This is a genomic window from Mycobacterium cajalii, from assembly GCF_045809005.2.
GTDB lineage: Bacteria > Actinomycetota > Actinomycetes > Mycobacteriales > Mycobacteriaceae > Mycobacterium.
Genome location: NZ_CM141436.1, coordinates 1,219,522 through 1,244,032, shown reverse-complemented (window position 1 = coordinate 1,244,032; position 24,511 = coordinate 1,219,522). Strand labels below are relative to the sequence as shown.

The 24,511-nt window shown below is 72.9% G+C and carries 14 protein-coding genes and 3 pseudogenes; 6 read left to right on the top strand and 11 right to left on the bottom strand.

The window, feature by feature from the left end:
• Positions 1–174: 174 nt before the first annotated feature.
• From ACJ512_RS05965 to ACJ512_RS05955, 3 genes are read left to right on the top strand one after another with little or no spacing between them, the layout of a single operon-like run.
• Positions 175–4,629, top strand: a complete 4,455-nt coding sequence (locus ACJ512_RS05965) for an HAD-IC family P-type ATPase (RefSeq protein ID WP_461479991.1) — start codon at positions 175–177, stop codon at positions 4,627–4,629.
• A 1-nt stretch (position 4,630) separates the two neighbouring features.
• Positions 4,631–5,233, top strand: a complete 603-nt coding sequence (locus tag ACJ512_RS05960) for a DUF5994 family protein (protein WP_407685853.1) — start codon at positions 4,631–4,633, stop codon at positions 5,231–5,233.
• The gene (locus ACJ512_RS05955; protein WP_407685808.1) at positions 5,230–7,938 is read left to right on the top strand and encodes a cation-translocating P-type ATPase; all 2,709 of its coding nucleotides are present in this window, start codon (positions 5,230–5,232) and stop codon (positions 7,936–7,938) included. The genes ACJ512_RS05960 and ACJ512_RS05955 overlap by 4 nt, the downstream gene beginning before the upstream one ends.
• Here ACJ512_RS05955 and ACJ512_RS05950 read toward each other — a convergent pair.
• From ACJ512_RS05950 to ACJ512_RS05920, 7 genes and pseudogenes are all read right to left on the bottom strand, one after another.
• Positions 7,910–9,444, bottom strand: a pseudogene (locus ACJ512_RS05950) (glutamate synthase-related protein). The gene ACJ512_RS05955 and the pseudogene ACJ512_RS05950 sit on opposite strands and share 29 nt — an antisense overlap.
• 77 nt (positions 9,445–9,521) lie before the next feature.
• Positions 9,522–10,646: a PPE family protein gene (locus tag ACJ512_RS05945; protein WP_407685809.1), complete on the bottom strand. Its 1,125-nt coding sequence runs from the start codon at positions 10,644–10,646 to the stop codon at positions 9,522–9,524.
• A 76-nt stretch (positions 10,647–10,722) separates the two neighbouring features.
• A complete protein-coding gene (locus ACJ512_RS05940; RefSeq protein WP_407685810.1) occupies positions 10,723–11,862 on the bottom strand; it encodes a PPE family protein in 1,140 nt (379 codons plus the stop codon).
• A gap of 323 nt (positions 11,863–12,185) precedes the next feature.
• Positions 12,186–12,991 (bottom strand): annotated as a pseudogene (locus ACJ512_RS05935) (MBL fold metallo-hydrolase).
• Between the two features lie 98 nt (positions 12,992–13,089).
• Positions 13,090–13,953 carry a pseudouridine synthase gene (locus ACJ512_RS05930; protein ID WP_407685811.1) on the bottom strand — a complete coding sequence of 288 codons (864 nt, stop codon included), beginning with the start codon at positions 13,951–13,953 and terminating at the stop codon, positions 13,090–13,092.
• A gap of 7 nt (positions 13,954–13,960) precedes the next feature.
• A complete protein-coding gene (locus ACJ512_RS05925) occupies positions 13,961–15,715 on the bottom strand; it encodes a glycerol-3-phosphate dehydrogenase/oxidase (protein ID WP_407685812.1) in 1,755 nt (584 codons plus the stop codon).
• Positions 15,712–17,207: pseudogene (locus tag ACJ512_RS05920) on the bottom strand (NAD(P)H-quinone dehydrogenase). Before ACJ512_RS05920 ends, ACJ512_RS05925 begins: the two are co-directional and overlap by 4 nt.
• A gap of 93 nt (positions 17,208–17,300) precedes the next feature.
• Between ACJ512_RS05920 and ACJ512_RS05915 the strand changes: the two are divergent.
• Positions 17,301–17,777 (top strand): gamma-glutamylcyclotransferase, encoded by a 477-nt coding sequence (locus tag ACJ512_RS05915; RefSeq protein ID WP_407685813.1) that lies wholly within the window; start codon positions 17,301–17,303, stop codon positions 17,775–17,777.
• An 89-nt stretch (positions 17,778–17,866) separates the two neighbouring features.
• Here the strand turns inward: ACJ512_RS05915 and ACJ512_RS05910 are convergent, their stop codons facing one another.
• The 4 genes from ACJ512_RS05910 to ACJ512_RS05895 all read right to left on the bottom strand — a co-directional run bounded on the left by ACJ512_RS05910 (position 17,867) and on the right by ACJ512_RS05895 (position 21,895).
• Positions 17,867–18,748, bottom strand: coding sequence for an endonuclease domain-containing protein (locus ACJ512_RS05910; protein WP_407685814.1), 882 nt, complete (start codon positions 18,746–18,748; stop codon positions 17,867–17,869).
• 107 nt (positions 18,749–18,855) lie between these two features.
• Entirely contained in the window at positions 18,856–20,028 is a 1,173-nt protein-coding gene (locus tag ACJ512_RS05905; RefSeq protein ID WP_407685815.1) for a M20 family metallopeptidase, read from the bottom strand.
• Entirely contained in the window at positions 20,025–21,206 is a 1,182-nt protein-coding gene (locus ACJ512_RS05900) for a M20 family metallopeptidase (RefSeq protein ID WP_407685816.1), read from the bottom strand. Before ACJ512_RS05900 ends, ACJ512_RS05905 begins: the two co-directional genes overlap by 4 nt.
• A gap of 35 nt (positions 21,207–21,241) precedes the next feature.
• A complete protein-coding gene (locus tag ACJ512_RS05895) occupies positions 21,242–21,895 on the bottom strand; it encodes a cutinase family protein (RefSeq protein WP_407685854.1) in 654 nt (217 codons plus the stop codon).
• Positions 21,896–22,102: 207 nt separating this feature from the next.
• Here ACJ512_RS05895 and ACJ512_RS05890 point away from each other — a divergent pair, with 207 nt between their 5' ends.
• Both ACJ512_RS05890 and ACJ512_RS05885 read left to right on the top strand, forming a co-directional pair.
• Positions 22,103–23,989, top strand: a complete 1,887-nt coding sequence (locus ACJ512_RS05890) for a PPE family protein (RefSeq protein ID WP_407685817.1) — start codon at positions 22,103–22,105, stop codon at positions 23,987–23,989.
• A gap of 247 nt (positions 23,990–24,236) precedes the next feature.
• On the top strand, positions 24,237–24,503 hold the full coding sequence (locus ACJ512_RS05885) for a hypothetical protein (RefSeq protein ID WP_407685818.1): 267 nt from the start codon (positions 24,237–24,239) through the stop codon (positions 24,501–24,503).
• Positions 24,504–24,511 lie beyond the last annotated feature (8 nt).

The following is a 24,511-nucleotide window of genomic DNA, read 5'->3' as shown; positions in this document are numbered from 1 at the left end:
GTTGTCGCGGGGCACCGCGACACGAACTCAACGCCATCGCAGCGCTTTCGGCTAGGGACGAAAGCCACCCGCAAGTGGGCCCGAACGGCCCCTGCACACGACGTCACCGCCGGTTAGGCTTCGGGCGTCACCGGTCGACGGCACGGTGAGCAACAGTAAGCAGGGGCCACCTACATGTCCATCGCCCCACGCGGCCTGCCGGGCGCCGGGCTACTCGCGGCGCCGCTGCGGGCCGCCGCGGAAGGCACCCGGCTCGCGGTCACGGTGAGCGCCGTCGCCGCGGGCACCGTGGCCGGGACGGCCCTGCTGGGCGGGGGCATGGCGGTCAGCGTGGGCAGGTCGCTGGCCCGGGCCGCCCCGGACGTTCCCGCGTTGACCCGGGCCGCCGCGGGCATGGCGGTCGAGGCGGCGGGCGGCCCGCCGGTGCGGCGCACCAGCAGCAACGGTGCGCGCCGCTGGATCGAGGTGCGCGGCCTGGACGGCGAGCGGGCCGCGGCGATCGCCGCCGACGTGCTCGCCGCCGTGCGCGCCGCACCCGGTGTGCGCGAGGCCTTCCTGAATCACCACCTGGCGCGGCTGGTGGTCACCCTGGACACCGGAACCGCCGGCGGGCCGTCGCTGGCGGAGCTGTGCCGGATCGTCGCCGGCGCCGAACGGCGGGGCGGGGCCCGGCCCGCCCGGCAGCCTTCGGCCAGCCTGCCGGGCGACGACGCGCTGCTGATGGGCCGGATGGTGGCGGCCGCGGCCGCCACCGCGAGCCTCGGTCTTTCCCTGACCGGCAGCCTGCTGCGGCTGCCCAGGCTGCCCGACGTGGTGGCGGTGCCCCCGACGCTGGCCGACCATCTGCCCCGGCTGCGCCGGGAGCTGGACCGGCGCATCGGGACGGAGGGCACCGACGTCCTGTTCGGTGTCGTCAACGCCACGACGGCCGCGCTGACCCTGTCGCCGACGGCGGCCGCGGCGGAGGCCGCCACCCGCACCATGCTGGCGGCCGAGGCGTTCAACGGCCGGCTGACGTGGGCCCGCCACGAGCCCGGGCTGGGCGCTCAGCCGGTACCCGACGGCGCGGCCTTCGCGCCGCAGAACACCGCGCACCCGCCCGACGGGCCCGCCGAACGCTACGCCGACCGCGCCGGGCTCGGTGGCGTCGGCGCCGGCCTCGCGGTCGGTCTGCTGACCCGCAACCCCGACCTGGCCGGGGCGGCCGCGCTGGCCGCCGTCCCCAAGCCGTTGCGCACCGTCCGGGAGGCGTTCGGCGCCACGATGCACCGCGGCCTGACCGCCCGGCACGACGCGCTGGTGCTGCGTCCCGGCGCGCTGCGCGTGCTCGACCGGATCGACGCGATCATGATCGACCCGCGGGCGCTCTACACCGACGAGCTGACGGTGAGCCGCGTTCTGGGCGTGCAGAACTCGGAACGCGCGCAGGCGTGGGAAGCCGTCCGGGCCGCCCTCGAGAGCGACGGGCTGCAGCCCGGCTGGCACCGGCTGGCCGACATCCCCGGGGCCGGCGAGTCCGGCGAGGCGCTGATCAGCCCGGTCCGCGATCCCTTCGCCGCCGCGGTGCTGACCGAGGCGCGCCGGGCCCACCCGCGGGTGTTCTCCCTCGAGGATGACGGGTTGCGTTCTCTGACACAGGGATTCGACCGACTGTATCCCTCGGGCGAGTCGGTCGACGTCGCGGTGGCCGCGGCCGTCGCGGAACTGAAGGCCGGCGACGCCACGGTGGCGTTGCTGACCACTTCGGAGATGCGCGCGGCGCACCGGTCCGACGTCACGATCGGCGTGTTGCGGCAGCGCCGGCCCCCGCCCTGGGGGGCGGACCTGTTCGTCGCGGACCTGACCGGCGCCTGGCGGCTGCTGCACGCGCTGCCGTCGGCGCGAGCCGCCACCGACGGCGCCGTGCGGCTGTCGGCCGCGGCGTCGACGCTGGGCGCGCTGATGCTGATTCCCGGTGTGCCGGGGCGCAGTTCGGCGTCGGTCAACGTCGGCATGGCCGCCAGCCTGTGGTTCGGGTACCGGGCCGCCGCCAAGCTCTTCCGGGACCCGGTGCCCGAGCCGGAGGCCGGCCACGACTGGCACGCGCTGCCCGTCGCGGAGGTGCAGCGGCTGCTGCCCCGCCCGCCCGGGGAGCAACCCGGGGCGGGCGCCGCCGAGTGGCCGGGGCTGGCGCGGATTCCGGCGTTGCGCGCGGTGCAGGGCGGGGCCGCGCGGACCTGGGGCCTGGCCCGGGATTTCGCCGCCGAGATGCGCGGCGACCTGGCGGACCCGATCACCCCGCTGCTGGCCACGGGTGCGCTGGCCAGCGCGCTGCTGGGCTCGCCGCTGGACGCGGTGCTGGTCGGCAGCGTCCTGCTGGTCAACGCCGCCCTGTCGGCCGAGCAGCAACTGCACGCCGAGCGCACCCTGAACCGGCTGCTCGCCGTGCAGGATCCGCCGGCGCGGCGGCGGCTGGGCCCGCTCGAGGAGCAGCGCCGCGAGAAGGTGCCGACGAGGCGGCTGCGTCCGGGCGACATCATCGAGGTCCGCTCCGACGAGGTGGTTCCCGCCGACGCCCGGCTGCTGCACGCGTCCAACGTCGAGGTCGACGAGTCGACGCTGACCGGCGAGTCGCTGCCGGTGGGCAAGCAGACCGACCCCACGCCGGGCGCGCCGCTGGCCGAACGGACCTGCATGCTCTACGCGGACACGACGGTGGTCGCCGGCACGGCGGTGGCGGTGGTGACCGCGGTGGGCTCACGCACCGAAGCGCGCCGCGCGCTGGCGATGGCACCGCGCAAGCTGCAGGAGATCGGCCTGCAGCGGCAGTTGCGGCACATCACCCGGCGGGCGCTGCCGTTCAGCGTGGCCAGCGGGGGTCTGGTCGGGCTGCTCAGCGTGGCGCGGGGCACCCCGCTGCGCGCGGCGGTCTCCAGCGCGGTCACGCTGATCGTGGCCGCCATTCCCGAGGGCCTGCCGCTGGTGGCGACCCTGGCCCAGCTGTCCGCGGCCCGCCGGCTCACCGGCGAATCGGTGCTGATCCGCAACGCCCACGCCATCGAGGCGCTGGCCCGCCTGGACGTGGTGTGCTTCGACAAGACCGGCACGCTGAGCGAGAACCGGCTGAAAGTCAAAGCGGTGCGCCCGAATTCGGGGTTCACCGCCGGGCAGGTGCTCGACGCGGCGGTGAGCACGAGCTACGCCCGGCACACCCACCGGGTGGAGCACGCCACCGACGACGCGATCAGCCAGGCCGCCGACGACCCCGCGCTGCGCGACGGTGCGCCGCCGCAGGCGCGGCGCACCCGCGACGCGTTCCTGCCGTTCCAGTCCGGCCGCCCGTTCGCGGCCGCCCTGGTCGGCACCCGGCTGACCATCAAGGGTTCCCCCGAGGTGCTCGCCTCGGCGCTGCTGCACTCCGACGGGCCGCTGACCCGGCAGGTCGACGAGATGGCCGCCGACGGCCTGCGCGTGCTGGCGGTGGCCGAGCGGCAGCTCGGCGACGCCGAGGCCGCGGCCGCGGCGGCCGACCCCGACTTCCTGGAGGCCCTGTGCACCTCCGGGCTCACCCCGATCGGCCTGCTGGGGCTGGCCGACACGCCGCGACCCATGGCCCACGCCGTGCTGCAGGAGCTCGCCGAGCGCGACATCGGGGTGCGGCTGATCACCGGCGACCACCCGGCGACCGCGGCCGTGATCGCCCGCGAGCTGGGCCTGCACGTCACGGCCGAGCAGGTCGTCACCGGCGCCGAATGGGAGACGCTGTCGGCCGACCGGCGGACCGAGATCGCCAGGTCACGACAGGTGTTCGCGCGGATGTCGCCCGAACACAAGATCGACGTGGTGCAGACCCTGGAGCGGGCCGGCCTGGTCACCGCGATGGTCGGCGACGGCGTCAACGACGCCGCGGCCATTCGCGCCGCCAGCGTCGGCATCGGGGTGGCCGCCCGCGGCAGCGACGCGGCCCGCACCGCGGCCGACGTGGTGCTGCTCGACGAGCGGATCGAGGCGCTGCTGGACGCCCTCGACGAGGGCGAACAGCTGTGGCGGCGGGTGCAGTCCGCGGTGTCGATGCTGCTCGGCGGCAACCTCGGCGAGGTGTTCTTCGCGCTGATCACCACGATCCTGACCGGGCGTTCGGTGCTCAACGCCCGCCAGATGCTGTTGGTCAACATGCTGACCGACGCCCTGCCCGCCGCCGCGCTGGCCGTCAGCGAGCAGGCGGGCAGCGCCGAGGTGGACCGCGACGAGGCGGCGATGTGGCGCGCGATCGGGATCCGCGGCGCCTCCACCACGGTCGGCGCCACGCTGGGCTGGGTGATGGCCAGCGTGACCGGCACCCCACAGCGCGCGGCGACGGTCTCGCTGATCGCGCTGGTCGGCGCCCAGCTCACGCAGACCCTGCTGGACTCGCACGGCCACCTGGTGGTGCTGACGACGGTCGGCTCGCTGGCCGCGCTGTTCGTGGTGATCTCCACGCCCGGGGTCAGCCAGGTGTTCGGCTGCGTCCCGGTCGGCCCGGTGGCCTGGGGTCAGGGCCTGCTGGCCGCCGCGGCGGCGAGCCTGGTGTCGGCGACGGCTCCCGAACTGCTCGCGCGCGCCGCCGACATAGGGCAACGACGACTGGTCGAAGGATTGGCAGGTGGTTGAGATGACTGGCGATGCCCGGGTGACGCTGATGCCCAAGCGGCCGGCCTCCGAGCACTTCGACGGCGCCTGGTGGCCGCGCTCGCGGCACCTGGTCGAGGAGCTGCCGGGCCTGGTCGCGTCGGTGTCCGACCGGCTCGGGCCGGTGGTGCTGGTGGGCTATCGCCGCAACGGCTGGGACGAGACGCCGCCCCTTGTCGACGTCGGCGGCCAGACCGTCGAACTGCTCGGCTTCACCAGCGACGAGCCGGCCAGCGTCGTCCTGATCGGGGAGGACGGCCGGCACCTCACGCTGCACGTCGTCCGCCTCGACGCCGGCGACGACGTCGCCCGGCGCGCGATGGAGGCGCACGCCGGCGCCGGCGCCGCGCCGTGCCCGCCCGCCGGGTCCACGGCGACGCGGTCGCTGGCCGACATCGCCGAGAAGCTGGCCCAGCACGAGGGCGGCGACGCGCAGCGCGCCGCCGAGATCAGGCGGTGGACCGAGGAGGCCACGCAACAGTTCGTCGACGCGCCGCTGCAGACCTTCGTGCCGATCCTGGTCGAGCACATCGTGCGCAACCGGATGCTGGAATCCCGCAGGGACCGGGCCGCCGAGTCCCGGTGATCAGCGCACTCCTCGACCCCGATCCCGCACTGCTCGACGCGGCCGCGGTCGTCGAACGCCTGGCCACCGACCCGGCGCGCGGACTGACCGCGGCCGAGGCCGCCCGGCGGCTGGCCACGGTCGGACCCAACGACCTCGACAGCGTCCCCCCGGTCCCGCGGTGGCGGAAGGTGGCCGCGCAGTTCCGCAGCCCGCTGATCTACCTGTTGTTCGCGGCGCTGGTCGCCTCGCTGGCGGTGTGGGTGGCCGAGGGTTCGGCCGGCTGGCCCGTCGACGCCGTGGTGATCGGCGTCATCCTGGTGCTCAACGCCGCCCTGGGCTACGCGCAGGAGGCGCGCGCCGAGCGCGCCGTCGACGCCCTGGCGCGGCTGACCGCGGCGACGGCCAGGGTCGTCCGCGACGGCGCCGAACGGCGGATCCCGGCCGGCGAACTGGTGCCGGGCGACGTGCTGCTGCTGGCCGAGGGGGACGCGGTGGCGGCCGACGCCAGGCTGCTGACGGCCACCGGGCTACGGGTGTCCGAGGCCGCGCTGACCGGCCGCAGCGAGCCCGTGCTCAAGGACGCGCGGACCCCGGCGGGGCCGACGGCGCTCGACGGCAAGACCGACATGGTGTTCAAGGGCACCGCCGTCACCCAGGGGGCGGGCCGGGCGGTGGTGACGGCCACGGCGATGGCCACCCAGACGGGTCAGATCGCGGGCCTGGTGCGCAGCGTCGGCAACGAGGCGACCCCGCTGCAGCGGGAGGTCGCGCGGGCCGGCCGGCTGCTGGGCATCGGGGTGCTGGTGGTCGCCGTGGTGGTGATCGCGACGGTGTTGCTCGTCTTCGGCATCCACAGCGCCGCCGACGTCATCACGGCGGTGCTGCTCGGCGTGTCGCTGGCCGTGGCCGCCGTCCCGGAGGGGCTGCCCGCGATCATGTCGGTCGTCCTCGCGCTGGGCATGCGGCGGATGGCCCGCCACCACGCGATCGTCAAGGAGCTCTCGTCCGCGGAGACGCTGGGCTCGACCTCGGTGATCTGCTCGGGCAAGACCGGCACCCTGACCACCGGGGAGATGACGATCGTCCGGGTCGTGACGCCGCTGGGCGAGGCGACCGTCGCCGGAGCCGGCTACCGCCCCGAGGGACGGGTCGAACACGACGGGGTCGCGCTGGACGGGCGCGGCCAGTTGTGGCGCCAGATCGCGCTGGTGCTCGGCGCCGGCGGCGCGGCGGGCACGGCCACCCTGCGGGAGGAGGACGGCCGCTGGAGCGCCGACGGCGATCCCGTCACCGCGGCATTCCTGGTAGCTGAGTCGAAACTCATTGCACAGCAAGGTGTTTCGTCAAACGATGGCGAGCGCTCCGGGCCGGCCGTGACCACCGGCGACCCCGATGCGGTGCTGCCCCGGTGCGCCCGGGTGCGGGTCGGCGATCGGCTCGAGGCGCTCGACGACGCGGGGAGGGCAACCATCCGCGGGGACGCCGAGCGGCTCGCCGACCGCGGGCTGCACCCGGTGTCGGTGGCGTACCGGGACCAGCGCGGGGAGCTGGTGTGGGCGGGCATGGTGGGCATCACCGACCCGCCCCGCCCGGAGGCGGCCGCGGCGATCGCCGAAGCGCACCGCGCCGGTGTCCGGGTCGTGATGCTCACCGGCGACCATCCCCGCGCGGCGGCGCGCATCGCCGCCGACCTCGGCATCGGCGGCACGGGCTCGCCGGTGTCCGGCGCCGAGCTGGCCGAGCTGGGCGACGAGCAACTCCGCGAGATGGTGCGCCTGCATTCCCGGTACACACAGGTCGAACCCGGGGACAAGCTGCGCATCATCGAGGCCCTGCAGGCCGACCACGACGTCGTCGCCGCCACCGGCGAGGGCATCAACGACGCGCCCGCGCTGAAGGTCGCCGACATCGGCATCGCCATGGGCCGCACCGGCACCGAGGTCGCCCGGGAAGCCGCGAACATGATCCTGGCCGACGACAACTTCGCGACGATCATCGAGGCGATCCGGGAAGGCCGCGGCATCTTCTCCAACATCAAGAAGTCGCTGCGCTACCTGCTGTCCTCCAACATGGGCGAGGTCTTCACCGTCTTCTTCGGCGTCGTGCTGGCCGACGCGATCGGGCTGACCCAGGGCCACACCGTCGCGCTGCCGCTGTTGGCCACGCAGATCCTGTGGGTCAACCTGATCACCGACGGGGCGCCGGCGCTGGCCATGGGCGTGGACCCGTCGACCGAGGAGGTGATGGACCGGCCGCCGCGCGCCAAGACCGACCGGGTCATCGACGGGCGGATGTGGAACAACATCATCGTGATCGGTGCGGCGGTGGCGGCCGCGACCCTGTTCACGATCCACCTGTACGCCCCCGGCGGACCGGTGCCGTCGTCCCTGGACACCGCCCGCACCGCGGGTTTTTCGGTGCTGGTGCTCACCCAGCTGTTCAACACGATCAACGCCCGCTCCGAGACGCGGTCGGCGTTCCACCGCGTCTTCGCCAACGGGTGGCTGTGGTCCGCGATCGGGCTGTCGGCGCTGGCGCAGGTGGCGGTGGTGCAGCTGCCGCTGTTCAACACGGCCTTCACCACCACACCGCTGTCGCCGGGCCGGTGGCTGGTGTGCCTGGCGGTGTCCAGCAGCGTGCTGTGGGTGAGCGAAGCGCGCAAGTTCGTGCTGCGCCGGCTGGACCGCCGGCGGGCTACCCGGTCGGGCCCATCAGCCGGGTGATCGCGTCGACGTCGGCCGGGCCGGGCAGCCCCCAGCCGTCGCGGTAGTCCAGCAACGCGTCGAGCCGCACCGTCTTGAGGTCGACGTCGAGGAGCTCGACGGCGTCCGGCGGCACCAGCGCCGGGTGCACGACGCCGCAGGCGCGGGCCAGGCACAGCAGCTCGAAGCGCAGCGTGGCCAGGTAGTCGGCGCAGCGCACCGACTTCAGGTCCGGGTCCAGGCCGTGCTGCAGCCACGCCGACTGGGTGGCGACGCCCGACGGGCAGCGGCCGGTGTGGCAGCGCTGCGCCTGGATGCAGCCGAGGGCGAACATGGCGGTCCGGCCGACGTTGATCATGTCGCAGCCGCGGCCAGGGCCAGCAGCGCGTTCTCGGGGATGCCCAGTTTGCCGGAGCCGACGAACACCACGTCGTGGTGCAGCCCCTGCTCGGCGAAGGCCCGGTACACGCGGGGCATGGCCCACTTGAAGGGCAGGGCGACGTGGTCGCTGAAGACCAGCGGGGCCGCGCCGGTGCCGCCCTCGCCGCCGTCGACGGTGACGAAGTCGACGCCGCGGCCGGTGCCGGCCATGCGCGCGGCCAGGTCGCGCCAGAACCGCTCCTCCCCGACCGCCGACTTGACGCCGACGGGCAGGCCGGTCTCGGCGGCGATGGTCTCCACCAGCTCGAGCAGCCCGTCGACGTCGCGGAACGCCGAGTGGCCGGCGGGGCTCTTGCAGTCCACCCCGGCCGGGACGCCGCGGATCGCGGCGATCTCGGGGGTGACCTTGGCGCCGGGCAGCATGCCGCCCAGGCCCGGCTTGGCGCCCTGGCTGAGCTTGATCTCGATGGCCCGGATCTGCGGGGTGGCCGCGACCCGGTCGATCAGGCGCGGCAGGCTGAAGCGGCCGTCGGCGTCGCGGCAGCCGAAGTAGCCGGTGCCGATCTGCCAGACGAGGTCCCCGCCGCCCAGGTGATACGGCGTCACCGCGCCCTCCCCGGTCGTGTGCAGGGCGCCGGCCAGGGCCGCGCCCTTGTTCAGCGCGGTGACGGCGGCGGCGGACAGCGCCCCGAAGCTCATACCGGAGATGTTGACCACCGACGACGGCCGGAACGCCCTGGCGCGGCGCCGCGCGCCGCCGAGCACCTTGGCCGCGGGCAGCGGCACCTCCGGGTCGGGGTGGTGCGGCTCGCCGTCGGGGGCGGGCACGGGGAACGCCGCGTGCTTGATGATCGGGTAGTTGTGCACCCGCTCCAGGTCGTTGTCGGTGCCGAACCCGAAGTAGCGGTTGGCCGCCTTCGACGAGGTGTACACCCAGCGGCGCTGGTCGCGGCTGAAGGGCCGCTCGGCGTCGTTGTCGGTGACGATGTACTGGCGCAGCTCCGGGCCCACCGCCTCCAGCAGGTACCGCAGGTGGCCGACGATCGGGTAGTTGCGCAGGATGGCGTGGCGGCGCTGCGCGAGGTCCCAGCCCGTCACCCCCGCCAGGGTGCCGCCCAGCAGGGCGGCCACGGATCGCCGATTCATGCCGATCATGCTCGCCAACGACGGCCGCGGCTGCTAGTGACCTCGGTCCTCAATCGCGAGTCCTTGGTCGCCGGGCGTCATCCCGCCGACGGCGGCCGCTGCATGACCGTGCCCAGCAGCTCCTTGCCGAGTTCGATGTCGTCGTAGTCGCGGCCGGTGCGCCGGCGATCGCCCGACGAGGCGGCCGGCGACGCGCCCAGCGGGGGCATCGTGATCGGCGGCCGGGACAGCTCGGGGGACAGCGGGGACGCCGCGGACGCGAGCCGCACCGGCGACTCCGCGGCCGGCAGCAACCCCACCACCGAGGGCGGCGCCGTCAGCTTGCCCACCAGGATCCCGGTGCCCATCGACCCCGAGGGCGCCCACGAGGGCCCGGCGGCGCCGAGCGCGCCGGCCAGCCGGGATTCCATCGCCGCGAAGTCCGCCGCGGTCTGCGACAGGCCGGCCCCGATGTCGCCGCCCAACGCCTGGAACCCGCCGGCGGTGGCCAGCTGCGCCAGCACCGCCAGGATGTTGACCGGATATCCGCCCGCCGCGATGCCCTGGTTCAGCCAGTCGTTGGCCAACAGAAACCAGGGGTTGTCGATCAGGGCGCCGGAGCCGGCGGCGGCCGGCACCGACGTGAACAGGTCGGCGGTGGCGGCGGGAGCCACACCGGCGGGGGTCACCAGCGCGGCCGGGTTGGCGATCGGCGGCGGCGCCGAGAACTGCACCGGCACAACCGCACTCGCCGAGGACGCGGCGTAGCGATAAATCGCCGCCGAGTTGTTCGCCCACATCGCCTGGTATTCGGCCTCGGTCTCGGCGATCGCCGGGAGGTTGATCCCGAAGAAGTTGGTGGCCAGCAGGAACGCCAGCCGCGTCCGGTTGGCGAGGACCACGGACGGGTGCACGACCGCGAAGTGCGTCAGCTCGAACGCCGCGACGACCGCGTGCACCGACGCGCCGACCTGCTGGCACTGCTGCGCGGTCACGGCCAGCCAGTCCAGGTAGGGTTCGGCGGCGCTCGCCATCGCCGCCGCGGACGGACCGTGCCAGGTCCCGCCCAGCGATGTCAGCACCGCGGCGTGGCTGCGCACGGATTCGTCGAGCTCCAGGCCCAGCTGGTGCCAGGCGGAGGCGGCCGCGAGCAGGGACCCGGATCCGGGTCCCGCGTGGATCAGCGCCGAGATGACCTCGGGGGGCAGCATCCCAAAATCCATGGCGGCTTACCTACTGGATTCGCGCATGCGTTGCACGACAGGACATCTCGCTGTCCTGGGGTAACATCGTCGGCTCTCATCCCCCGCTCGGCGGCCGATGGATCACCCGTTTCGGGGCCTCGACACCGTAGTCGAGGTCCTCGAGCTTCTGCTGCTTCCGCTTGCGCCAGCCGCTGCCCGCGGAGACCGGCGGCGGCACCATCATCGGCATCAACGGCAGCGCGGACAGCCCGCCCTCCCCCGCGCCGAGCGGCGAGGCCGCGGCCGCGAGTTGCACCGGCGACTGCGCGGCGGGCAACAGCCCCACCACCGCGGGCGGGGCGGTCAGCTTGCCCACCGTGACCCCGACGCCCATCGCCGCCGTGGGCGCCGACGCGGCCGACCCGACGGCCTTGAGCGCGTTGCCGAATTCCACCGCCGATGCGCCCAGCGCGGCCTCCCCCTCGGCCAGGCCCTGGCCGACCTCGCCGCCCACCGACTGCACACCCTGGGCGGTCGCGACCTGCGCCCCCACGCCGAGCAGGTTGACCGGGAAGCCGGAGGAGATGAACTGGTTGCCCCAGGTGTTGGCCAGCTGGAACCAGCCGTTGTTGACCACGCCCCCGGAGCCCGTGCCGAACAGCGACGACAGCACCGAGGCGGCGTTGCCGGTGCTCGCCGTCGGCACGACGCCGGCCTGGGCGGCCGCGGCCGTCGGGCTGGCGATCGTCACCGGCGAGGAGAACTGCGGCAGCGCGGTGGCCTGCGCCGATGCCGTCAGGTAGCGGGTCAGCGCCGCCGAGTTGTTGGCCCACATCGCCTGGTACTGGCCCTCGGTCTCGGCGATCGCGGCCGTGTTGCTTCCGAACCGGTTGGTGGCCAGCAGCTGCGCCAGCCGCGTCCGGTTGGCGGCGACCTGCGCGGGCGGGACGACGGTCGAGTGGACGACGGTGAAGGCCGCCGCGGCGGCCTCCGCGGAAAGCCCCACCTGCTGGGATTGCTGCGCCGTGGCGCGCAACCAGAGCAGGAAGGGGTGGACGGCCTGGGCCATCGCGGCCGAGGAGGCGCCGTCCCAGGACTCGATCAGCGACGACAACACCGAGGTGTAGACCGCGGCCGAGTTCTCCAGTTCGACGGCCAGCCGCTGCCACGCGGCGGCGGCGTCTGTCAGCGAAGCCGCTCCGGGCCCGGAGTAGATGAGCGCGGAGGTGACCTCTGGGGGCGCTAGGACATCCATGGCATCTCTCGTTGACTGTGCTGGGGAAGATTCTGCAACACGGCGCTGAATTGCTGGGCAAACCGGTGGAACGAGGGCGCGAACGTCTGGCGTCGGGCCCAGGGTACGGTAGCGCGCACCCGCACGTGCCCGCTCGCGACGGCCAGGATTTCCGATGGCGGTAAGGAATTCGACATATTGGCGTCCTTCCCCGTTAAGACGCGACGAGCGCTATGCCGATCACGCTAACCGGCCGGAACGTGCGGGCCGAGGGGCATAGGTCCCGGACCACAGCGGCCGTTGGCCCCCTTTGCCGGCGGGCGGCCGACGCAGGTCAGGCCAGTTTAGACGGTTACCGAGGCGCCGCGGCCCAACTCGACGATCCGGTCGGCCATGCCGCGGCGCACCATCTCGCGGGTGAAGTCGGCCAGCGGCGACGCGAAGACCCCGTAGTCGTCGAAGTGGACCGGGATCACCTTCGGCAGCTTCAGCCTGGACACCAGTTCCGCGCCCTGGCGACCGTCCATGGTGACGGTCAGGCCGAAGGGCAGCCGCCGCCCCGCCGGCAACCGGGTGCCGCCCAGGTGCAGCACGCCCACGTCGACCGGGTCGAACCGCGCCGGGATGTCGTCGAGTTCCTCGACGAGCAGGGTGTCGCCGGAGACGTAGAGCCGGCGCCGCGGCGACCGGCCGGCGGAGTCGAATCCCAGCATGCTGCCATCACCGTGGGCAGCAGCCGCCGGGCCCACACCGGCGCGTGCCGGCCCGGCAGCGACGTGATCCGGACCGTGGTGTCGGCCTTGGCGATGGTGTGGTGTTGCCACGTCGACAGGCCGTGCGCGCGGCCGAAACCGCGGTGACGCAACCGTTTTGCCGCATCCGGGGTGGTGACCACCGGGAGCTCGTGGTCGAGTCCGTGCTGCGCGACGCGGTCCCAGTGGTCGCCGTGCAGGTGCGACAGCACGACGGCGTCGACCGGCGGGAGCTCGTCGATGCCCAGCGCCGGTTCCTTCAGCCGCTTGGACACCAGCCCGTATCCGGGGTAGGCGTGCTGGCCGCGGTGCAGGAAGTTCGGGTCGGTCAGCAACGTCACGCCGCCGGCCGAGATCAGCGTGGTGGCGTTGCCCACGAAGGTGACGGCGACGTCCATGGCATCCATGGCATCCATGGCATCCATGGGCCGGTGGCTACCCGATCGCGTGCCGTTCGCGCCCCACGACTCGCGCGGCCGGCACCGGGCGACCGCGATCAACCCGACGGCAACCCCCGGCCGCTGACGAACTCGCGGCGCACGCCGGTCAGCGGGTCGTCGAACTCGATGCGCTGCGCCAGCAACGCCAGCGGCGCGCTGAAGTCGTCGGGAGCGACGTCGACGACGTCCGGATACAACGGATCTCCCAGGATCGGAATCCCCAGCGACGCCATGTGCACCCGCAGCTGGTGGGTCCGCCCGGTGCGCGGCGTCAGCCGGTAGCGGCCGTCGGACACCAGCTCCACCAGCGTCTCGGCGTTGGGGACGCCGGGCTCGCAGAACGCCTGCAGCCGCCCCCGCCGCTTGACGATCCGGTTGCGGACCACGCGCGGCAGCTCCAGCGCCGGATCGACGGCCGCGCGCGCCAGGTAGGTCTTGCGCACCAGGCCGCGGGCGAACAGCGACTGGTAGGCGCCGCGCAGCTCGCGTCGCGCGGTGAACAGCAGAACGCCGGCGGTCAACCGGTCCAGGCGATGAGCGGGGCTGAGCTCGGGCAGGCCCAGCTCCCGGCGCAGCCGCACCAGCGCGGTCTGCGCGACGTGCCGTCCCCGCGGCATCGTGGCCAGGAAATGCGGCTTGTCGACGACGACGAGGTCGGCGTCGCGGTACAGCACCGGGATCTCGAAGGGCACCGCGACCTCGTCGGGCAGCTCGCGGTAGAGGTAGACGCTGGCCCCGCACGGCAGCACGGTGGCCGCGTCGACCGCCACGCCGTCGGCGTCGACGACCTCGCCGGAGAGCACCTTCGCGCGGGCCGGCTCGCCGAACCGCTCGGCCAGCTCGGCCAGCACCGGGCCGCCGCGCAGCCGCACCCGGGCCGGGCCCAGCCCGTCGCGCACCGGCAGCGGCGCGGGCCTCACGCGGACCTCAACTGAGCGGGACCGGCTCGAGGAGCTCGGCGCGGGCCTCCGGGGCGCTGGCCCGCAACTCGTCGGCCGAGGCGTCGTCGGGCTGGGCCTGCGACAGGACCTCGGCCTCCACCCGCGCCGCGTAGTTGGCGACCTCGCGCTCGACGTCCTCGGCGCTCCACCCCAGCACCGGCGCCACCACGTCGGCCACCTCGCGGGCGCACTCGACGCCCCGGTGCGCGTATTCGATGGAGATCCGCATCCGGCGCGTCAGGATGTCCTCCAGATGCAGGGCCCCCTCGGCGGTGACGGCGTAGCGGGCCTCGACCCTCAGGTAACCCGCCGCCTCCTTGATCGGGTCGAGCAGGCCGGGGTCGTCGGCGGCCAGGTCCAGGACGTCACCGATCAGCGACCCGTAGCGGTCCAGCAGGTGGCGCACCCGGTACGGGTGCAGGCCGCGCAGGGCGCCGACGTGTTCGGCCTGGTTGACCAGCGCGAAGTAGCCGTCTGCGCCCAGCAGGCTGACCTTCTCGGTGATCGAGGGCGCCACCCGGGCCGGCACGAACTGCACCGCGGCGTCGACGGCGTCGGCGGCCATCACCCGGTAGGTGGTGTATTTGCCGCCGGCGATGGCCACCAGCCCGGGCGCGGGCACGGCCACGGCGTGCTCGCGGGACAGCTTGGAGGTCTCCTCGCTCTCGCCGGCCAGCAGCGGCCGCAGCCCGGCGTAGACGCCGTCGATGTCGGCGTGCGTGAGCGGGGTGGCCAGCACCGTGTTGACGGTGCCGAGGATGTAGTCGATGTCGGCCTTGGTGGCGGCCGGGTGCGCGAGGTCGAGGGCCCAGTCGGTGTCGGTGGTGCCGATGATCCAGTGGTTGCCCCACGGGATGACGAACATCACCGACTTCTCGGTGCGCAGGATGATCGCGACGTCGCTGACGATCCGGTCGCGCGGCACCACGATGTGCACCCCCTTGGACGCGCGCACCTGGAACCGCCCGCGCTGCTTGGACAGGCCCTGGATCTCGTCGGTCCACACCCCGGTGGCGTTGATCACGACGTGGCCGCGGACCTCGGTGGTGCTGCCGTCCTCGGTGTCGCGGACCCGCACGCCGGTCACCCGGTCGCCCTCCCGCAGCAACGCCACCACCTGGGTGGAGCAGCGCACCACCGCCCCGTAGTGCGCGGCGGTGCGGGCCACGGTCATGGTGTGCCGGGCGTCGTCGACGACGGTGTCGTAGTAGCGGATGCCCCCGATCAGCGAGCAGCGCTTCAGGCCGGGGCTCAGCCGCAGCGCCCCGGCGCGGGTCAGATGCTTTTGCGCCGGAACCGATTTCGCGCCGCCGAGCCGGTCGTAGAGGAAGATGCCCGCGGCGATGTAGGGCCGCTCCCACCAGCGGCTGGTCAGCGGGAACAGGAACGGCAGCGGCTTGACCAGGTGCGGGGCCAGCGTGGTCAGCGCCAGCTCCCGCTCGTAGAGCGCCTCGCGCACCAGCCCGAACTCCAGCTGCTCGAGGTAGCGCAGCCCGCCGTGGAACATCTTCGACGAGCGGCTCGACGTGCCGGACGCGAAGTCGCGCGCCTCCACCTGCGCCACCTTGAGCCCGCGGGTGGCGGCGTCCAGCGCGCACCCGGAACCCACCACGCCGCCGCCGATCACCACGACGTCGAACTGCTCGGAGCCCAGCCGCTGCCAGGCGATCTCGCGCTGCCGCGGTCCCAGCTCGGACGCCGGCGAGCCGCGCTCGCCGGGCGGGCGCAACGGATCACTCACGGCTGGGGCTCCTGTCGGTTACTCGTCGGTAGGTGTCCTCGATAAAGGCTAGTTCGTCGGGCTCGGCCGAGTCGGCCTTCTAGTCCAGGTCGTCGTGGGCCATCAGCCGGCGGGCGGCCTCGGTGATCGAGCCGGACAACGACGGGTAGACGGCGAGCGTCTGCGCGAACTCGTTGACCGTGATGCGGTTGGTCACCGCCACGGCGATCGGCAGGATCAGCTCGGAGGCGATCGGCGCCACCACGACCCCGCCGATCACCACGCCGGTGGAACGCCGGCAGAAGATCTTGACGAAGCCTTTCTGCAGCCCCGACATCTTCGCCCGGGCGTTGGTGTGCAGCGGCAGCATGATGGTGCGGGCGGTCACCGAACCGTCGTCGATCATCCGCTGCGGCACGCCGACCGCGGCGATCTCGGGCCGGGTGAAGATCGTCGCCGCGACCGTGCGCAACCGGATCGGGGTGACGCCCTCGCCGAGCGCGTGATACATCGCGATCCGCCCCTGCATGGCCGCGACCGAGGCCAGCGGCAGCAGGCCGGTGCAGTCGCCGGCGGCGTAGATGCCCGGCACCGACGTCCGCGACACCCGGTCGACGGTGAGGTAGCCGCCGCGGCCCAGCTCGATGCCGACCCGTTCCAGGCCGAGTCCGCCGGTGTTGGGGACCGACCCGATGGTCATCAGCGCGTGGCTGCCCTCGACGGTGCGGCCGTCCTTGAGGGTGACCAGCACCCCGGTCCCGGTGCGGGTGACCGACTCGGCCCGGGCGTTCTTGATCAGCTGCACGCCCCGTTCGGCGAACTCGTCCTCGAGGACCAGCGCCGCGTCGGCGTCCTCGTAGGGCAGCACGCGGTCCTGGCTGGCCACCACCGTCACCGGCACGCCCAGCTCGGTGTAGGCGTTGGCGAACTCGGCGCCGGTCACCCCCGAGCCCACCACGACGAGGTGCTCGGGCAGCGCGTCGAGGTCGTAGAGCTGGCGCCAGGTCAGGATGCGCTCACCGTCGGGCTGGGCCGACGGCAGGATCCGCGGGCTGGCCCCGGTCGCGATCAGCACCACCTCGGCTTCGTGCTCGCTGGTGGTGCCGTCCGGAGCGGTCGCCCGGACGCGGTGGTAGGCCAGCCCGGGGGTGGGGTCGATCAGCTCGCCGTGACCGGTGACGACGCGGACCCCCGTGCCCAACAGCTGGGTAGCGATGTCGGCCGACTGCGCCGCGGCCAGGTCCTTCACCCGGGCGTGGATCTGCGGCAACGAGATCTTGGCGTCCTCGATGTCGATGTCGAAGCCCAGATGCGGGGCCCGGCGCAACTCGGTGCGCAGCCCGGTCGAGGCGATGAACGTCTTGGACGGCACGCAGTCGTCCAGGACCGCCGCCCCGCCGATGCCCTCGGAGTCGATCACGGTGACGTGGGCCTCCGGGTGTGACGTGGCGGCGACGAGCGCGGCTTCGTAACCGGCCGGGCCTCCACCGAGGATCACGATGCGGGTCACCACAGCCCTAACCTAGCCGGAATCCGGGGCACTGCGCAGCGCGGCTAAACCACGCGGGTTAACGGCGTGCCAACCCCCGGCGTTTAAGCTTTCCCCGTGCCGCTCTACGCCGCTTACGGGTCGAACATGGATCCCGAGCAGATGCTGGAGCGCGCGCCGCACTCGCCGATGGCCGGGACGGGGTGGCTGCACGGGTGGCGATTGACCTTCGGCGGCGAGGACATCGGCTGGGAGGGCGCGCTGGCCACCGTCGTCGAGGACCCCGGATCCCGCGTGTTCGTCGTCCTCTACGACATGACACCGGCGGACGAGAGAAACCTCGACCGGTGGGAGGGCTCCGAGTTCGGCGTCCACAAGAAAATCCGGTGCCGCGTGGAGCGCATCGCGTCGGACACCGACACCGACCCGGTGCTGGCATGGCTGTACGTGCTCGACGCCTGGGAGGGCGGCCTGCCGTCGGCGCGATATCTGGGCGTGATGGCCGACGCCGCCGAAATCGCGGGAGCCCCACCGGATTACGTGCACGACCTGCGTACCCGCCCGGCCCGCAACATCGGCCCGGGGACTACTTAGCCGTCCTCGGCGAGCTGGGGGCGCCTCCCGCTTGCGAGCGTGCGTGTCTGCACGGCGACACGCCGTCCCGGCCGGCATTCTGCGCACGCTCACGCGGCCCTGCGTAGCTGCGCGTCGAGCCGGCGGACCAGGTCGTCGGGCCGTTGCCGGACATCGGTGGCGATGATGGGCACGATCGACCACCCCAGTTCTTGGAGTGCGGCCGAGCGCTCCCGGTCACGGCGAAATGCGTCGGGTCCGCTGTGCCAGTCGACGCCGTCGTACTCCGCGCCGACGCGCCGCTGCGGCCAGGCGAAGTCGAGCCGCCAGGTGCGCCCCCTCCGGTCGGTGACCTCGTACTGCAGCACCGGCGGCGGCAATCCGCCGTCGAGCATGACCAGCCGCGCCTCGCTCTCCATCGGAGACTCCGCGAGCGGCGAGGCCAGGCCCAGTAGCTCACGTGTGCTCACGATGCCCCGCCGGCCGGCCTGCCGCGCGACCGCCGCCGCCAGCTCCTCGCGAGCGCACGTGCGGCTGCGCAGCGCGGCGTCCAGCGTCGCGAACGCACGCGGCCGGCGTAGAGCCCGGGCCACCTCGATCGCCGTCCACGCGGGTGAGGTGACCGGGCGCCCGGCGACGACCACGAGCGGCGCCCCCTCGCGACGGTGCACGAAAAGGCCGCGGGTGGGACGCAACTGTTGCCCGGGCGGGTTGAGCACATGCAGGTGCGTATCCAATTCGGTGTCGAAGCCGTGCATCGACGCCGCGGTGCTCAGGCATACCGCGACCTGCGCGCCGGTGACCAGATCCAGCGCCCTCAGTCGCAGCGCGTCGGTTATCTCACCCCGGCCGTAGACGCCGTACCAAATCTTCTGCAGAACACCGCATTTCAGGTCCGCTTCCAGGCCTCGGCGGCTGAGGTGGGTCAGCGCCTGGGCGGATGTCACCACCCCGCCTTGCGCATCGAGCAGCCGCTCGAGCCCTGCATGCATGCGCGCTATCGTGTGGGCGCCGCGGACAGCCCACAATTCACCTGCGCGAGCGTGCGCAGAATGCCGGCCGCAGCGGCGTGTCCCCGTACAAACACGCACGCTCGCGATCAAAAAAGGGCGGCCTGCTCGATGATGTGGACCATCAGGCGCACCCCGATCGCCAGGGCCCGCTCGTCGAGGTCGAACGTCGGCTGATGCAGGTCCAGTTGCGCGCCCTCGCCCGACCACACGCCCAGTCTCGCCATCGCGCCGGAGATCTCCTCGAGGTACCAGGAGAAGTCCTCACCCCCGCCGGACTGGCGGGTGTCGGCCAGCACGTCGGGACCGATGGCCTCGATCGCATGGGTGAGGATGTGCGTGGCGATCTCCTCGTTGACCACCGGCGGCACACCGCGGTGGTAGCGCATGGTGTGCTCGATCCCCAGCGGCGACAGCATCGCGGTGACGGCCTCGCGGATGATCCCCTCGAGCGACACCCACGTCTGCCGGCTGGCCGTGCGGACGGTGCCCGCCAGCACCCCCGACTGCGGGATGGCGTTGGCGGCCACGCCCGCGTTGACCGCGCCCCACACCAGCACCGTCCCGTTGCGCGGGTCGATGCGGCGCGACAGCACCCCGGGCAGGCCGGTGATCAGGGTGCCCAGCCCGTAGACCAGGTCGGCGGTCAGGTGCGGACGCGACGTGTGCCCGCCCGGGGAATGCAGCGTGATCTCGATCGAGTCGGCCGCCGACGTGATGGGGCCCGGCCGCACCGCGACCTTGCCGACCGCGAGGTGGGGATCGCAGTGCAGGGCGAAAATCCGTGTCACGCCGGCCAGCACCCCGGCCGCGATCGCGTCGATGGCGCCGCCGGGCATCAGCTCCTCGGCGGCCTGGAAGATGAACCGCACGCCCACCGGCAGCTCGGGCGCCGACGCCAGCGCCTGCGCGGCGCCCAGCAGGATCGCGGTGTGCGCGTCGTGGCCGCAGGCGTGCGCGACGTTGGGCATCCGCGAGGCGTACGGCGCCCCGGTCCGCTCGGCCATGGGCAGCGCATCCATGTCGGCCCGCAGCGCGATCCGCGGCTCGCGCTCGGGACCGATGTCGCACGTCAGCCCGGTACCCCCGGGCAGCACCTTCGGGTTCAGCCCCGCCTCGGCCAGCCGTGCGGCGACGAACTGCGTGGTGGCGTACTCCTGACGGCCCAGCTCCGGATGGCGGTGGATGTGCCGGCGCCAGCCGATCAGGTCGTCGGCGTGTCCGGCCAGCCACGACTCGGCGACGTCGCCCAGGCTTCTCATGAGTCGGCCCGGCGTTCTCGGGCCGCCAGCACCCGGTCGCGTTCTGCGGAGCTCTCGGCCAGGCGGACCACGCTGCGCGCCAGCATGATCGCGGCCTCGACGACGGCGCGGTCGGCGCTGGGCCCGGCGGCGGCCGCGGCGAAGGCGCGCTGGTGCACCGTGGCACCGCCGGCGTCGACGCCGATCACCGGATGGATCCCCGGCAGCACCTGCGTCACGTTGCCCATGTCGGTGCTGCCCATCGGCAGCGCCGCCTCCACCTCGGGGGCCACCGGCTCGCGACCGAGCCTGCGCATCTCCTCGCGGAACACCTCGGCCAGCCAGTGGTCGGGTTTGAGTTCGGCGTACGGCGGTGCGGGCCGGTCGATCTCGTGTTCGCATCCGGTGGCCAGCGCACCGGCGGCGAAGCACGCGAACATCCTGCCCTCCAGCTCCCGCAGCGACTCCGACTCGACCGCGCGCATCGCGTACTGCATCGCCGCGCGTCCCGGGATGACGTTGACGGCCTGGCCGCCGTCGGTGACGATGCCGTGCACGAGCTGGCCCGGGGCGAGCTGCTGGCGCAGCACCCCGATGGCCACCTGCGCGACGGTCACCGCGTCGGCGGCGTTGACCCCCAGGTAGGGCGCGACGGCGGCATGCGACTCCTTGCCCCGGTAGCGCACGATCGCCTCGGACAGCGCCAGCGAGCGCGCCGCGGCGATGTCGGACGGGCCGGGGTGTGCCATCACCGCCACCGCGACGTCGTCGAAGACCCCCGCCTCCAGCAGCAGCGCCTTGCCGCCACCGGCCTCCTCGGCGGGTGTTCCCAGCAGCGCCACCGTCAAACCGAGCTCGTCGGCCACCTCGGCCAGCGCCAGGGCGGTGCCCACCGCGGACGCCGCGATGATGTTGTGGCCGCAGGCGTGCCCGATCTCGGGCAGCGCGTCGTATTCCGCGCACACCCCGACCACCAGCGGGCCGCTGCCGAAGTCGGCGCGAAACGCGGTGTCCAAACCACCGGCGGGTGCGGTGATCTCGAAACCGCGCTCGGCGACCAGCGCCTGCGCCTTGGCGCAGCTGCGATGCTCGGCGAACGCCAGCTCGGGCTCGGCGTGGATGGAGTGCGACAGCTCGACGAGGTCGGCGCCCCGGCGCCGCACGACGTCTTCGACGCTGTCCAAAGTGGCGGTGGGCATCCTCGCAGTATCGCACCGCCGCATTCCGGCGGCCCCTAGACCAGTCCGGCGATGAACGCCGCCGCCTGACCGGGGTAGGGCGGCGCCGCGTAGTCGTGGTGCGCGTCCCGGTCGCGGCCGCCGACGACGCAGACGGGATCGCCGGGGCTGCACAGGTCGATGGCGCGGCCGGCGAACTCACCCGTGGTCGACAGGGGCGTGTCGAAGCGGTTGCCGGGGTTGCCGAACACCGCGACCGCCCGCACCTTGCTCGCCAGGTCGGGATCCAGCGCGGGGGCCGATCCCAGGTTGCCGATGCGCTGGCCGATGGGTGGCACCCCCGCCAGCATCGAGACCGCGGACGCGCCCTGCGAGAAGCCGCCGAGCACCAGCTTGGTCGACGGGCACTGGCCGGTCATCTCGGCGATGTGGTCGCGGGCGTCGTTGGCGCCGTCGGCGGTGGTCAGGAAGTTGTAGCTGGCCGGGTAGTTCACCGCGTAGCTGTCGACGCTGCGCGAGCCGAGCGCGGGCCGCAGGGCGGCCAGCAGCGCCTCTCCTTCGGCGCCCAGGCCGGGCGGTTCGGCGGTGCCGCGCGCGAAGATCAGCTGGACGTCGGCGCACTCGTCGGCCCGTGCGCTCGGCGCGCCACCCGTGCACGTCACGGCCGCTGCCACGACGGCGACGGCCGGGCCGACGATGGGACCGACGATGCGCCGGCAACGAAAACCCATGTGGCAGATCCTGACACATATGGCGGGGCGCACAGAAGAAACCCCGGTGATAGTTCGTGAAACTAATGACGGCGCGCGTGCCCGGACGTTAGAGTCACATCGGCGTTTTGTCTGAGTCACGTTGGCGCGGGGGCGGTGACGGCGGCCGGCCACCACCACGGGCCCGCCGAGATGGGACCGTGAACGATGAGTTTCTTGGTGTGTCCCCCCGAAATCAATTCCGCGCTGCTCTACAGCGGCGCCGGGTCCGGCCCGATGCTGGCGGCCGCGGCGGCCTGGACTGGGCTGGCCGACGAGTTGCAGGCCGCGGCGTCGTCGTTTTCCGCGGTGACCTCGAGGCTCACGGGTGAGGCCTGGCAGGGTCCTGCCGCCACGGCGATGGCGGCCGCGGCCACACCGTATGCGGGCTTTCTCAGCGCCGCCGGCGCGCACGCACAGTCGGCGGCCGCCCAGGCCCAGGCCGCGGCCTCGGCGTTCGAGGCGGCGTTCGCCGCGACCGTGCACCCGGGCGTGGTCGCGGCCAATCGCGGCCAGCTGATCTCGCTGGTGACCTCGAACCTGTTCGGCCAGAACGCCCCGGCGATCGCCGCCGTGGAGGCCCACTACGAACAGTTCTGGGCCCAGGACGTCGCCGCCATGACGGGCTATCACGCCGGCGCCTCGGCCGCGGCCGCGCAGTTGTCGTCGGTGCAGACCGCGCTGCAAACCACCACGGCCCAGCTGAGCCTGCCCAACGTCAACCTGGGCGTCGGCAACCTCGGCGGCCTGAACCTGGGCAACGCCAACATCGGCACCCAGAACCTCGGCAGCGCCAACATCGGCATCCACAACCTCGGCGCCGGCAACTTCGGCAGCACCAACCTGGGCTTCGGCAACGGCAGCTCGTATTACGGGGTCACGTCGAGTTTCAACATCGGCGGCGGCAACCTCGGCAACTTCAACATCGGCTTCGGCAACGCCGGGCCGGCCCTCACGGCGGGCAATTACAACATCGGCCTGGGCAACCTCGGCAGCAACAACTTCGGCCTGGGCAACGTCGGCAACTACAACATCGGCGCCGGCAACTCCGGGATCGGGGGCACCGCGGGCTTCGGCAACATCGGCTTCGGCAACAGCGGCAACAACAACTGGGGCTTCGGCAACACCGGCGCCGGCAACATCGGCTTCGGCAACAGCGGCACCGGCGACATCGGCTTCGGGCTCACCGGCACCAACCAGATCGGCTTCGGCGGCTTGAACTCCGGCAGCAACGACATCGGCTTCGGCAACTCCGGCAACAACGACATCGGGTTCTTCAACTCCGGCAACGGCAGTTTCGGCATCGGCAACTCCGGACTCACCGCCACCGGCCTGTTCAACTCCGGCCAGATCGCCACCGGCATCGGCAACTCCGGCGGCGGCGACACCGGCATCGGCAACGCGGGCTACGACGCATTACCGGGCGACGGCGTGAACGTCGGCTTCGGGAACGGGGGCTTCAACGACATGGGCGTGGCGAACGCGGGTTATGGGAACACGGGCAGCTTCAACTCGGGGGGCAGTAACACGGGCAGCTTCAACTCGGGCTACTGGAACACCGGCTTCGACAACGCGGGCAACTTCAACACCGGGATCGCGAACTCGGGCAACACCAACACGGGCCTGTTCGATGCGGGCAGCGTGAACACCGGCGTGGGCAGTTCGGCCACCCAATCGGTGGCCAGCTCGGGCTTCGGCAACACCGGCACCGGCACGTCGGGCTTCTTCAACACCGGCGGCAACCTCAACTCCGGCTTCTTCAACTCGGCAGACCTCCCGGGCCAGGACACGTGGAACACCGGCTTCTTCAACACCAACGCCCAAGGAGAGAACACCGGCTTCTTCAACTACGGATCGTTAGGGGGCGACACCGGCTTCTTCAACACCGGGTCCAACAACGTCGGCGTCGCAGACGCGGGCGGCGGGGCCGCGGGCGGCAACACCGGCTTCTTCGTCGTCGGCAGCGGGCTCAGTTCGGGCTTCGCGAACCTGGGCGCCTCGAGCTCGGGCTGGTTCAACCCGGGGGACGGGCAGTCGGGCCTGTTCGGGCTGTGACGCCCCGCCTTCAGGCTCCGTAGCCTGCCGCCGCTGATCGGCGCCCGTCAGCAATCCGGCCGCGGATTGTCCGTGGTAGGCACAGACCGAGGCGCCGATCACATTCGGTATTTGATTTCCGTGATTTTCAAGCAAATGGTATGCCAATTTATCGCTTGCATGCCACCATGTTGCCGGGTGGGCGATGCCGACCCGGCGCAACGCGAGTTCGCCGGAGGAGGGCACTGGGAGAACACCGGAGAAGAACGTGGCAGGAAACGGGGTCGGGGCGGAGCGCTCGATACGACACCGCATGGCGATGATCGAGCGGCACACCGCCGGCCTGGCACCCGGTTGGTACGTGCTCGACGGCTTCTTCTGGGACGACGTGTGTTCGGTCATGGCGGGGCCGTTCACCACGCAGGGCGACGCGCTGGCGTGCCGCTCGGCGGTGGAACGCGACAACGCGCCGCGCCGCTACTACATCGACGAGGTCGCGGCGCGATTGCCGGGCCCGGCGCCCCCGCCGGGCTAGGCTCGCCA

Coding starts and splice junctions, on each gene's coding strand:
- ACJ512_RS05900 (WP_407685816.1), bottom strand. CDS start 21,206: ATGCCCACCGCCACTTTGGACAGCGTCGAAGACGTCGTGCGGCGCCGG.
- ACJ512_RS05890 (WP_407685817.1), top strand. CDS start 22,103: ATGAGTTTCTTGGTGTGTCCCCCCGAAATCAATTCCGCGCTGCTCTAC.
- ACJ512_RS05905 (WP_407685815.1), bottom strand. CDS start 20,028: ATGAGAAGCCTGGGCGACGTCGCCGAGTCGTGGCTGGCCGGACACGCC.
- ACJ512_RS05965 (WP_461479991.1), top strand. CDS start 175: ATGTCCATCGCCCCACGCGGCCTGCCGGGCGCCGGGCTACTCGCGGCG.
- ACJ512_RS05960 (WP_407685853.1), top strand. CDS start 4,631: ATGACTGGCGATGCCCGGGTGACGCTGATGCCCAAGCGGCCGGCCTCC.
- ACJ512_RS05940 (WP_407685810.1), bottom strand. CDS start 11,862: ATGGATGTCCTAGCGCCCCCAGAGGTCACCTCCGCGCTCATCTACTCC.
- ACJ512_RS05910 (WP_407685814.1), bottom strand. CDS start 18,748: ATGCATGCAGGGCTCGAGCGGCTGCTCGATGCGCAAGGCGGGGTGGTG.
- ACJ512_RS05945 (WP_407685809.1), bottom strand. CDS start 10,646: ATGGATTTTGGGATGCTGCCCCCCGAGGTCATCTCGGCGCTGATCCAC.